8 protein-coding genes and 1 tRNA gene are annotated in these 11,642 nt (G+C 60.8%); 1 reads left to right on the top strand and 8 read right to left on the bottom strand.

Annotated features, from left to right (window positions below; translation table 11 throughout):
* The first annotated feature begins 202 nt into the window (after positions 1-202).
* Positions 203-397: an antitoxin gene (locus HMPREF3067_RS02150; RefSeq protein WP_371259760.1), complete on the top strand. Its 195-nt coding sequence runs from the start codon at positions 203-205 to the stop codon at positions 395-397.
* Positions 398-658: 261 nt separating this feature from the next.
* On the opposite strand, the gene HMPREF3067_RS02145 is transcribed toward HMPREF3067_RS02150, so the two are convergent.
* The 8 genes from HMPREF3067_RS02145 to HMPREF3067_RS02110 all read right to left on the bottom strand — a co-directional run bounded on the left by HMPREF3067_RS02145 (position 659) and on the right by HMPREF3067_RS02110 (position 11,562).
* Positions 659-2,383, bottom strand: coding sequence for a hypothetical protein (locus HMPREF3067_RS02145; protein WP_070768092.1), 1,725 nt, complete (start codon positions 2,381-2,383; stop codon positions 659-661).
* A gap of 264 nt (positions 2,384-2,647) precedes the next feature.
* Complete coding sequence (locus HMPREF3067_RS02140; protein ID WP_246819204.1) at positions 2,648-5,623, bottom strand: type I restriction endonuclease subunit R; 2,976 nt, start codon at positions 5,621-5,623, stop codon at positions 2,648-2,650.
* Positions 5,595-5,732 carry a hypothetical protein gene (locus HMPREF3067_RS11470; protein ID WP_246819203.1) on the bottom strand — a complete coding sequence of 46 codons (138 nt, stop codon included), beginning with the start codon at positions 5,730-5,732 and terminating at the stop codon, positions 5,595-5,597. The genes HMPREF3067_RS02140 and HMPREF3067_RS11470 overlap by 29 nt, the downstream gene beginning before the upstream one ends.
* A complete protein-coding gene (locus HMPREF3067_RS02135) occupies positions 5,725-6,675 on the bottom strand; it encodes a restriction endonuclease subunit S (RefSeq protein ID WP_168166937.1) in 951 nt (316 codons plus the stop codon). Before HMPREF3067_RS02135 ends, HMPREF3067_RS11470 begins: the two co-directional genes overlap by 8 nt.
* A 248-nt stretch (positions 6,676-6,923) precedes the next feature.
* Entirely contained in the window at positions 6,924-8,858 is a 1,935-nt protein-coding gene (locus tag HMPREF3067_RS02130) for a type I restriction-modification system subunit M (RefSeq protein ID WP_070768090.1), read from the bottom strand.
* A 966-nt stretch (positions 8,859-9,824) separates the two neighbouring features.
* Positions 9,825-9,898, bottom strand: a tRNA-Pro gene (locus HMPREF3067_RS02120).
* 114 nt (positions 9,899-10,012) lie between these two features.
* Positions 10,013-10,408 (bottom strand): YchJ family protein, encoded by a 396-nt coding sequence (locus HMPREF3067_RS02115; protein WP_070768089.1) that lies wholly within the window; start codon positions 10,406-10,408, stop codon positions 10,013-10,015.
* Complete coding sequence (locus tag HMPREF3067_RS02110) at positions 10,405-11,562, bottom strand: bifunctional alpha/beta hydrolase/OsmC family protein (RefSeq protein ID WP_210400065.1); 1,158 nt, start codon at positions 11,560-11,562, stop codon at positions 10,405-10,407. Before HMPREF3067_RS02110 ends, HMPREF3067_RS02115 begins: the two co-directional genes overlap by 4 nt.
* Between the last annotated feature and the right edge of the window lie 80 nt (positions 11,563-11,642).

The raw sequence follows: 11,642 nt of genomic DNA, 5'->3' as shown, positions 1-11,642 counted from the left end.
CGATACGGCGACGCGGCGGGTGTCCCTAGGCTGGGACAGTTCCGACTGTAGGGCGGGTGGTTATCAAATTGTTGCGCTCGCGCGGTGGGTGAGTGGCAAGGAAGTCGGTACGATCGGTAGCGGCCGGTCAAACGGTCCAGATAAGTGAAGATTTAAGCAGTCAAGATACTCGAGACTATTAGGAGTAAAGACAATGGGTTTGATGGACAAGGCTAAGGACGCACTGAACTCTGACAAGGGCAAGGAAGCCACCTCTCAGGGCCTGGACAAGGCTGAGGACTTCGCCAAGGACAAGCTGGGCGAGGACAAGTCCGACCAGATCTCCGACGTCCGCGGCAAGGTCGAGGACCGCCTGGGCACCGGCAACGACGAGAACAAGGGCGAGGACGAGAAGTAAATCGTCTAGCACCTTAAACCGCCGTGGCAACGCTTTGGTCACGGCGGTTTTTGCATGCTTAAGCGAGATGTTAACTGTGCTACTTTTGGCCAATTCTAGGGTATGCCCGTGGATTTAACCGCTCGGCCAGCGACTGTGGCTATGTCTCAGGAGGAGAAGCTCCGTTCTTCCAGCCACATCATGGACCTGGCGCTCATCGGCGTGGTGAAATCCATCGGCCTTGATGTCCCGGAAAACGCACGCTACCGGCACCACTAGGTGCTAGCCCGCTGGCCAGAGCGTGCCCACGCGACTGGTCTGCACGCAGATGGGGGAGGCTGCCTCGGGCAGAGCGACGGTGAGCTCGGTCCCGCCGCCGGTGACTTGGACGAAGACTTGGTTGAGCCCGGCGCGCAGGGGCACCTCGGTGCGCTCGCCGTCTAGGCTGATCCCCGCCGTTGCCTCCGCGCCGGCCAGGTAGTTGAGCTCCACCACCCACTCGCGCTCCAACAATGGGCCGTCCAAGCGCAGGGTTTGTTCCTGGCCAGCTCCAATTTCTTGCCCGCACTGCTCGATGCCGGCGGCTCCGGTTCCGGAGCTAGGCTTGGTATCGCGTTCGGCCGCGGCCTGGATGGTGCTGCGGGCGGGGTGGAGGTCGGCCGCGCGGATTCGGCCGTCGCCGCCTACGATGCCCGGGTGCTCGGTCCAGGCGGCGACGGGCGCATCCGGCAGGATCTTGCTCAGCCGGTTGTCGGGGTAGGCGACTGGCAGCAGGACCTGGGTGTCGATCTCCTGGTCCAGCTGGGGAGTCTCCCGCGCGGCGAGCTGGCCGTTAAGGGTCCGGAAATACTCGCGGGCCGGCTGTTCGGCCCAGGACGCTGAATAGCTGAGAGTGCTAGCGATGCTCAAGGCGCCAATCACCGCGCCCAGGGCGAAAAGGATTCTACCCGGCCAGGTGGTGGAGTCCAGGCCGCGGAAGGCGAGTGCCGTGGCGATAACCAGCAGCACGCTGACCTCGGAGAAGTGGCGCAGCGTCTGCACGATCTCGAAGGCCGTGTCCTGGCCGCCCCGGCCCAGGCTGACCGCGAGTAGACAGGCGGCCACGTAAGCTGCGCAGGTGAGAAAACCTGCTAGGCCGCGGCGGTTGCGTGCGCTTAGTACCACGATGGCGGCCGCGACGAACACACCGACTACCACCATGGCGGTAACCGGGGTGGCAAAGGGAGGGCCCGGGTGCCACCTGTCCCACCCCAATGGGCCGCCGGCCGCGGCCAGCAGGAAGCCCTGTAGGAAACCGTGCCTTAAGGTCCCTGCAAGCCCCAGGCTTTCCGCGCGGGGGAGGTCGACCGCGAGGATGTAGATACCCGCCCAGACCACGGCCACCCCGAGGGAGGGGAAGATGCTGCGCCGGCACCCCAGGAGGAACCAGCAGAAAGCGAGGAAGGGCAGGGCCAGCAGCATGCGCTCGCTGAACAGGCAACCCACCAGCACGCAGAGTGCGGCGCCCCACCCGGCCACGTGCGTCCTCGGACGGTCATTGCTGCGGGCTCGAACCACGCGGGCTCCACCGAGCACGCAGGCGGTCGCCGTGGCCATGGCGCCTTCCAGCGGGAGCAGGTTGATTGCGGCTGAGAGCCAACTGGTGGCTGGTAGGTTCAGCGGTGACAGGCAGTACAGGGCGAAGGCCAGCAGCACCGGCCAGCCGCCCCGTAGGCGGTGAGCGAGGAATGCCACCGCAGCGATAGCCACGGCATTGAGCAGGCCCAGCACGCACAGCGCGGCGGCCCAATTGAGGTCGCCGGCGCCCGCCACCAGCCGCATGATTCCTCGGGCGGCCGGCATGAGGTGTCCGTCGTGCGGGGCCATCAGCGCTGTCTCCGGGGCCTGGGCCATAAGGATGAAGTCATCCCAGTAGAACCAACCGCGGGCGGCAACCCCCATGCGCACTAGCCAACCGATGATCCCAATAGCCAGCAGGGGCAACAGCTGGTGGCGGCGAGTACGCATAATGACGGCTATTCTAACCGGCCCTGGCGGCCCCGTTGCGGCGACTCGGCCGCGAAGCGCCCTGAAAATGGGGCGGTGGCGGCAGTGGGAATGAAAAGGCCCGTGCCGAAGCACGGGCCGAGAGTCTTTCGCGAAACTACCCACCCACCAGCAAGGACCCGCACCACAGCGATGGTTTCCGCCAGTTTCCGTGGCCGGTTCCGTCGATTGATGGGCCGCGTCGGTGTCGGAGGCGGGTTGATGGCAGGAGGTTAGTCCTCTGTCCTACTCCAACTCGCCAGTCTCATTCGCCGCGGCCATGATTTCAGCCAAGGTGGAAATCACGTTGCGTAGCACGTCGCGGTCGGTGGTAAGCAGCGCGTCGCGCTGTTTGCGTTGTTCGATGCCGTCGAAGATGGCGCTGGTGGCTTCCTGCTGGAACTTGCGCGAGCGTTTGAGCTGCTCGCGGTTGTTCTCTTTGCCCAGACGCACCGCTACTGGACTGGAGGACAATGTTCCCCAGGCAGCAACAATCATCTGCGCGGTTTCATCACTGTTGACATCTACACCTGCCATGGAGAAGATGTCGTTGACTTTTTCAACGGCTTCGTCAAAAGCCGCGCGTAGTGGGGTTTTCGGCTCACCAAGACGAACCGTGAACTCAGGGACATTCAACGGTTCTAGTTCACTGTTCCTCACGCTATAGTCTTCCTCTACGCCGCTCTGGGCAATGGCGACACCGGCTAGGGTGACACCTGTCAGGAAGTCTTCATCGTCGTCGAGCTCGGTGATGTGCAGGTTCGGCTCCAGCACGCTACACAACATGGCGCGGCGTGACACGTCACCATCGGCGTAGGCAATGATCTGGGAGAGGAACTCGTAGGCGTGCCGATATTTGAGGACGTGTGCCCTGAAATCTTTGGCGCGCTCGCGGGTGTCCTTATCGGTGGAGTTTCGGTCTGAGCGCCAGCGGTCAAGAATCGTATTGGCCGCACCGCGCAGATTTTCTGAGTCCTCGCCTGGCATGTAGGCTTCGGCAACCTTATTCATCTCGTCGGAGTCGTAGTACCCCGCGGTATCGAGTTCATCTGCTAGCGTGTGCAGGGAATTAGGGTCAATGTCGGTGTCAATTACCGCGCCCTGGTAGTAGCGCTTGAAATCAGCCTCAATGAGTTTGGGATCATTGACGAAATCGACCACCATCGGGGCAGGCTTCTTCGGATAAATTCGGTTCAGGCGTGAGAGTGTTTGCACCGTTGCGACACCAGAGAGGTGCTTGTCCACATACATCGCGCACAGTCGCGGCTCGTTAAATCCGGTCTGGAACTTGTTAGCCACAATGAGCACGCGGTAGTCCTGATCGTCGTCTTTGAAGGCGCGCTCTACATCGGATTCGCCGTTCATGCTGACTTCGGTGACCGGCTCTGCTTCGTCCTCCATACGCACCGCGTCGGAGAACGCCACGAGCGAGTGAAACTCGTAGCCTTTTTCGCTGATGTAGCGGTTCATCTCACGCGCCCAGTGCACTGCTGCCTTGCGCGAGGAGGTCACCACCATGGCACGTGCCTGGCCGTCGAGGTGGTGGGCCACGTTGCGGCGGTAGTGCTCTACAACGACCTCAACTTTTTGTGCAATGGAGGTCGGGTGCAGGCGGACAAAACGCACCATGTCGGAGACTGCTTCGGACTGATCTACCTCTTCGGTTCGTCCCAACTCGTCGCGGACTTCCGCCCACATGGTGTAGGTGGAGTAGTTGGTAAGCACGTCCATGATGAAGCCCTCGGCAATGGCCTGACCCATCGGGTACGTGTCGAAGGCGATGTAGTGGCCGTCCGGGGTCTGGGTGCCGAACAGCCTAAGGGTCTTGCCCTTCGGCGTGGCCGTGAGCGCTACAAAAGTCATGTTTGATGCGGTAGCGACTGCTTCCTGGCGCAGCTCTAGCAGGTCATCAGCGGTGTAGTCCTCCGAATCATCTAGCTCAACCTCAGCGAGAAGCTCGCGCAGCGCCGAGGCGGAGGAACCAGTCTGTGAAGAGTGCGCTTCATCTGCAATCACGCACCAGTTGCGGCCCTGAATATCCGGATCATCATCGAGCAGTGAGAGCACGTACGGGAAGGTCTGTAACGTACAGGTGATGATGTGCCCGCCCTCTACCAGTGCTTCGCGCAGCTGTGGCGACTTAGCACCAGAGTTTTCACCGACCGAGACCACCAGTCCGCGCGATGCCGCTAGTGCCTGCATGTCCTGGCGAATGTTGGTGTCGAGTGCTGTGCGGTCGGTGACCACGATGACGGAATCAAAGGTCTTGGTGCCGTCCTCGGCCACCTGCCTAATTAGGCGGTGCGCAAGCCACGCAATGGTCTTTGTCTTGCCTGAGCCTGCGGAGTGCTCGATGAGGTAGCGCCCGCCAGCGCCACGCTCGGCGACATCGGTGGTGACTTTCTCCACCGCGCGCAGCTGGTGGAAGCGCGGGAAAATCAAGGTACCTTTCGCACCGCGCTTGGACGTGGAATTCGGCTCCCATACCGCGAAGTCGCTCAAGATGCGCAGCAGTAGCCTCGGCTGCAACACCTGCTCCCACAAGTAGGACGTAGCTGACTTATCCGCAATCGGCGGGTTTCCGCCTGCGCCGTCATGTCCCTGATTAAACGGCAGGAACCTCGTCTCGTTGCCGTGAAGCGCGGTGGTCATGTACACCTCGTCATTCGACACTGCGAAGTGAACCAGTGCGCGCCCCGGCAGGAGTACGCGGCGATTCTTTGACGGCACACGATCCTTGCGGTACTGCTTTATCGCATGAGCCACTGACTGCGTGTTGTCCGTCTTCAACTCAAACGTGGCTACCGGAATGCCGTTAACCGTGGCAACGAGATCCAGTGTCTCGCCGCTGGTAGTGTCAAAGTGAACCTGGCGGATAATGCGCAGGCGGTTGTCCTGTGCTCGCTTGGCAGCAGACACACTGAGCGGATTAGCTGGTGGGAACGCCACCATGGGGCCAAAGGTGGCTGAGCGCGCGTTAGGCTGCGCGTACTTGAAGCCCTCGCGCAGAGTACCCAGCAGGCCGCCACGGATGCGTCCGGTCTGTGCGTCCTTGCGCGTTGCGGATTCGAGCCGCTTGGCGACGTACTCCAGCAGCAACCTCTCCGCATTCTCCCGCGTTGCTTCAGGGGCATCCTGCGGTACGGCTTTGGCGTAGTCCTCTGGGTACTGGGTAGAAAGCCAGTGCAACACATCAGCCGGGGAACAGCCCCAGGCGTGCATCCCAGCTAGTGTCCTTCATTCCCGGTTCATAAATCCAGCCGCTGGATTGCAACGACTCGCAGATGGTCTCTTCCAGGCGCTCTTCGCGCATAATGTCACGTTTAGGCATGAGGTTCGTCCTTGTCGTCGAGTGAAGCAGGAATATCAATCTGTCCAGTCACCGCCGCCGAAATCACTGCCGCGCGGCGCTCCGCCAGCAAGTCCCGCAGCTTCGTAATATCTTCCAACATCGAATCAATCTCAGCGGTTTCACGGTCGATCTCGTCGGCGATGCGGCGCTGTTCGGCGAGGGGTGGCAGGGGAATTTCAAGTTTGTATAAAGTCTCTCTCGTTATTTGAGGTTGAGCACTGCCGGAGACGATTAATTCATAGTCGGAGACTTCAAGCGCAAAACGCATAAACATTTTATTAATGTACTGAGTTCTAGGCTTTATTACCATTGCATTACCCGTGATCCAAGAGAATGGCGGCGTTATATTAACAGCACCACAGGTCGCGCCACGACAGGCTACAGTAATCTCGGAATCCTCATGGTTGTAAAATTGATAATGCCCAATTACGCCATTTGCACCATAAACAGGGAATTGCCCATCGCTGCGCATTTCCTCTTGGGAGATAGTTTTAGGCTGGTACGCAGAAGCGACTCGATCTAGTTTAATTTTGGGATAGCACCGAAAAGGGTCACTTTCGCCTTCTACTTTTTCTCCACTAACCATTGAGACGATGGCACTATTGCGTCGCTCCGTCAGCAGCCGCTCCAACTTATCCAAATCGGCGCGCATGCCGTCGATCTCGGCGGTCTCGCGGTCTAGGTAGTTAGCGATGGCGCGCTGTTCGTCTGGCGTGGAATTGGGAAGTGGATAAGACTCCACGAACTGTGTGCTTATACGTTTCAAACCTCCGGTGCCTTGTACAGAAGCCCCTGCGAAACCCAGAAATTCAGTCCCTACAAGCAGGTAAGCTAGCCAGCGGGGGTCAGTGCTAGGACGAGCACGAACGGTATAGACCTCAGTGGAAGCAACACCCAGGTTGGTGGTGATGTCGGCAATCATGGTTCGACCGTGTGTCACCGTCGGTGTGACCTTAGGCAATAGGAGGTCTCCGCGCCTAAACGGCGTATACCCCGTCAGACGAGTCTCCCAGTTGACGATTTGAAAGTCGTTGGCTGCGTACGTCGGCCAAACGTCTTCAAGGGGGATAAAGGACACTTCAGCGTTGCGTGTGAGGCTTGCGAACTCCGGCGTGGGCGGTGATACCTCCGCGAATTTCCACAGGGGTGCCAAGCGCTTCATCTCACTCTTCACTTCCTCACCTGCCCGAACTTGCCCATGAGACGGCCCATGACCTCGGCTACGTCAGCATCGATCTCGGCTAGGGGGCGCACGGGTTCGGGTTTGTAGAACACGCGCTTAAATGGGATCTCGTAGCCGGTGACGGCCTTGGTTTCATCCCAAGTGACATCGGGTGCGAAGGGGAGTACTTCGCGCTGCATGTGCTCGTCAATGTCTTCGGTCAGTGGCACGCGCTCGGTCATGGTGAATGACGGGTCGAGAACCGGGTCGCCCTTGCGGTCAACTGCTGGCTCTGCGTCTGGGTCGGGGATGGCGATGGCCTTGGAGATGGCGTCGATAAGCGTAGCGGGCATCTTCACGCCGTGTTCCTTGGCCGCGGCCTTGAGCGCGTCCGGCAGGTCGTTGTAGGAAGCGTTAGCCACCGCGCACACCACGTCGGCGTGTTCGTTAACAGCCTGCTTGTGCGCTAGTACCTCAGCAATTGCGTCGTCGGTGACGTGGACTCCTAGTCGTGCTTGCTTGGTCACCTTCACATCGCGGAAGCCCAAATCATCTGGCGTGAGTACTTTCGACATCTCGCTGTCGGCAAAAGTGCTGTAGGCCTCTAGCACCTTGGCGCGGTCGGCCTCGCGCATCTCGCGGCGCTTGTCGCCCAAGCCCTTGTCTGGCACAGACCAGCACGCGGAGGCGTCGATTAGCTGCACAAAGCCCTTCCGGTGGTCTTCTTTGTTGGTGTCCAGAATCCAGATGTAGGTGGAAATACCCGTGCCGTAGAACATGTTGGTGGGCAGCTGGATAATCGCGTCCACCAGGTCGTTTTCTAGCAGCCACGCGCGGATCTGGTCGGGGCCTGAACCGGGGCCTCCTGTAAACAGCGGAGAGCCGTTGGATACCACTGCACCACGTCCCCCGGACCCGTTCTTGCCTGCGGGCATGAGCTTGGAAGCCACGTGAGAGAGGAATAGCATCTGGCCGTCGCCTTTATTGGGCAGGCCGTGGCTAAAGCGCGAACCAGGTACCTTGGCCTGCTCCTTGACTGATGGTTGTTGCACTGACCAGTCAGAGCCAAACGGCGGGTTGGATAGGATGTATTCGAACTGCTCGCCCTCATACAGGTCTATCAGCAACGTGTCACCGTGGCGGATCGCGTCTGGTTCACCGCCTTGAATGAGTAGGTCGGCCTTGCCAATGGCGTAGCCGGTGGGCATGAGTTCCTGGCCTGCAAGGTTGACCTCAATGTTGGGGTTGAGTTCCTTCAACGCGCGCTCGGCCACGAGCAACATGCCGCCGGTGCCCGCGGTAGGGTCGTAAACGGTGCGTGAGGCACCCGGCGAGGTTAGGCCCAAGTCGTCGGATTCAAAGAGGATGTCCACCATGAGACGGATCGCATCGCGCGGGGTATAGAAGGCACCCGCAGCTTTGCCCTTGGTGTTAAAAGCGCGGTACATGACGTGCTCGAACAGGTCACCCATCTGTGCGTCTGGTAGTGCCTCCACAGACATGTCGATGGTGGAGAAGTGCTTGACCACCGGCCATAGGCGACCAGCTTGGTCAAGCGTGCGCATCTTGACCGCAAAGTCGAACGCGTCCCAAATATCGCGCACGCTCTGTGAGAATGCCCCGACGTAATCCATGAGGGAGTCGAATACGTGGTCGTCGGTTTCCGCGATGCGAGTCAAGTCCAGCCGCGAGGTGTTGTAGAAGGACAATCCGAACTGTGACTGTACTTCCCAGTCCAGGTAGGCCTCACTCATGCCTTCCTCGTGCAGCTTGGTGGCAAGGTCTACAACCTTGTCCTTGGTGGGTGCCAAAATGCACTCCAAGCGGCGCAGGACGGTCAGCGGCAGGATGTAGTCACCGTAGTCCTCGGGTTCTACGATGGAGCGCAGGTACTTGTCGGCGGTGTTCCACACGACGGACTGATTCAGTTCAGCTGTACTCACTGTTGAGGTGTCCTTTTGGGTCTGAGAGACAGTTTCGTCTCATAACCCTAGCTGGTGGTGGCGACATTTAGGCCGAGGGTGCCTCCGTTTTGGTGACACGTCCCCTTGGGGACTGGGCAAAAGAGAAGCCCCAGCCGCAGCATCGCAACACTGCTGGGTTTCCTTCATCGCCTAAAGCTAAGCCTGTAGCTACAGCCGTTCGATGTCTACCTCGCCGTCGAGAACCCTCGGCTCGATGTCCATGTGGATCCCGCGGTAGGGAAGTAGCGCGCGGATAATGTCGTGGGTGATGTCGATGCCTGGGGGGGGCTGGTTCGTCCCGCAGCAGGTGGTGCAGGCTAGGGCAGTAGTCCACGCCGGGAAACTCGTCTGTGGCTGCGGGAACGCACCCGTGCGGGTCAAAAGTGGTGCAGCGAATAATCAGGTCGTCATGGACGATATTGGGCAGGTTGATGGTAAGTCCTGGTGTGGTGGCGGACATGTCTGCAACCGTGGCCTCGTGTACAGACCGGGTAAGCGGGATGGGGCCGCGGGCAGTGTCACCGCCCTGGATTCGGGTGAGTCCCGCGCGGTGTCCACCAGCGTCGGCAAGGGTGACAAAGGTGCCCCGCTCGCAGGGTGGCGGTGATAAATGGCAGGTCGTCAGCGGTGGCTTCGCGGATACGCAACCGCGCCCGACGGTGGTCACGCTAGACCGTTAAGGCCGCGTATGGGGCACGCGCAGGTCGCGGGCGCGGCTGCATAAGACCAACTGAATTTCCTTCTACATCTAGCTCGGAAAACCGTGTGGGGTTCCGGACTAGAAGTCGTTTTAGAGGGGACGAACCATGTTGTGTTTCTTATTGTTTATGGACGCCAAGGAGTCCACAACGACTAGACCCACCGCGTTGGCGCGGTGGGTCTATCTGTCGGAGACGGTGTCACAATTGATTGAAGCTAGATTCGCAAAACCGTCGCCGGATATTGTCGGACTAACAGGATTTGAACCTGCGACCCCTACACCCCCAGTGTAGTGCGCTACCAAACTGCGCCATAGTCCGCCGTTGCTTGTTGCAACGTTGACTAAGGTTACAACAGTGTCATTGCGCTCGTCGAATCGCCTGCACATCCGGGGTGAGGGCGGGCGGGAGCTTTGGGTCTAGGGACCTTGGGGCTTAAGCGCCGGTGGTGTAGATCCACCGGCCGTCGGTGCGGCTGAAACTGGAGCGCTCGCGCTGACTTCCGGTCGCCGCGCCTTTGTAGAAGGCCTCGAACTCAACGATGCCCTTGTCATCCAAGGGCCCGCCGGCCACGGTGTCGAGGATGTCGAGCCGATAGAAGCGGACGGAATCATCGGCGAGGTTAAGCTCGCTGGGCCGAGTGAAGGGATCCCAGGTCGCCAGCAGGTAGTCCTCGTTGCCCGTGACGAAGGCGCTAAACCGCGAGCGCATGAGGGTCTCCGCGGTCGGCGCCGGCTTGCCGGCGTGGTACTGGCCGCAGCATTCGCCGAAGGTCAACCCGGTGCCGCAGGGGCAGCGGGAGTCATCGGCTAAGGGGCGGTGGGTGCTCACTTATCCTCATCCACCAATCGGGCGTTGCTGATGAGCTCGAGGATGTCGGCCTGGCGGGCCGCGGAGAGCAGGGCCTTTTCCTGGCCGGCGTCCAGATCCCCGAAGAGCTTGATGGAACGGGTGAAGTTGGCGCCCTCGCCCTGGGTGACGGTGACGTGGACATCGTCGAGCTTCATGCCACGGGCGGCGGCCTTGACAGCCTGGGCCGTGCCGGCGGCAATCGCGGACATCAGCAGGCCCTCCGGGGTAAAGCCCTGGCCCTTGCCGCCGTCGGCCTTGAGGCGGTCGGAGGTTACGGAGCGCTCGTTGTGGCGCACGACCACACCCATCTTGGTGCCGTAGGCCAGGTGGGCCTCGGCGGCATCCGCCGCCACCGCCGGCGGCTGGTTATCGGGGACGATAAACTGCTCGGCCCAGGCGCCGATGAGATCGGCGGCGCGCTGGGCGGCGCCCTGCTTGGTGATGAGGTGGTCGGCCTTGTCTAGGGCGACCAGCGACTTCGGGTAGCGGGTCACGCGGAAGATGTTCTGGGCGTTGTCAATGCCGACAGTCTGGTCGATGGGCGAGTGCAGCACCATCAGCGGCTTGCGCAGCTTGCTCAGGTAATCGACAGGGTTGGTCTCCGCGAGGTCCTCCAGGAAGCCGCGCGAAATAGTCAGCGTGCGCCCGCCCAGCACGACGTCGACGGCCCCGTTGGCATCAACCTCGCCGATCTTGTCGGCGTAGTGGAGAACGGAGTGGGCCGGGTCAAAGGGCGCGCCGATGGTGGCGACGGCGCGCAGGGACGGGATGCCGGTGGCGGCAGCCGCCAGGGAGGCCGCCCCGCCCAGGGAGTGGCCCATGAGCAGCTGCGGGGCGTGGTAGTTGTCTGCCAGCCACTCCGCCGCGGCGTGGATATCGGCGACGTTCTGGTGGAAGGTGGTGTCCGCGAACGCGCCTTCCGACTGGCCCAGGCCGGGGAAATCGAAGCGCAGCGTGGCGATCCCGAAGTCGGTGAGCTTCTTCGAGGTACGGGATGCACCCGGGGTGTGGCGGGAGCCGGCGAAGCAATGGGCAAAGATGGCGAAGGCTTCCGGCGGGGTATCGGGGAAGTCTATTGTCCCGGCCATCTTCAGGCCGGTGGACGACGGTAAGGTGACGTTCACTGATTGCATGCCTATAAGGATAACGAGGCGACTGCGCACGAGCTACTGCGGGTTTATTAGAGTTGAAGGGACCGACGTTCGAGGAGGAT

The organism is Corynebacterium sp. HMSC04H06, assembly GCF_001815935.1.
Taxonomy (GTDB): domain Bacteria; phylum Actinomycetota; class Actinomycetes; order Mycobacteriales; family Mycobacteriaceae; genus Corynebacterium.
Note: the sequence above shows the minus strand (reverse complement) of the source record. Positions and strands in the feature narration are given on the sequence as shown.

Coding starts and splice junctions, on each gene's coding strand:
- HMPREF3067_RS02135 (WP_168166937.1), bottom strand. CDS start 6,675: ATGATTGCCGACATCACCACCAACCTGGGTGTTGCTTCCACTGAGGTC.
- HMPREF3067_RS02140 (WP_246819204.1), bottom strand. CDS start 5,623: ATGCACGCCTGGGGCTGTTCCCCGGCTGATGTGTTGCACTGGCTTTCT.
- HMPREF3067_RS11470 (WP_246819203.1), bottom strand. CDS start 5,732: ATGCCTAAACGTGACATTATGCGCGAAGAGCGCCTGGAAGAGACCATC.
- HMPREF3067_RS02145 (WP_070768092.1), bottom strand. CDS start 2,383: ATGCGTACTCGCCGCCACCAGCTGTTGCCCCTGCTGGCTATTGGGATC.
- HMPREF3067_RS02150 (WP_371259760.1), top strand. CDS start 203: ATGGACAAGGCTAAGGACGCACTGAACTCTGACAAGGGCAAGGAAGCC.
- HMPREF3067_RS02110 (WP_210400065.1), bottom strand. CDS start 11,562: ATGCAATCAGTGAACGTCACCTTACCGTCGTCCACCGGCCTGAAGATG.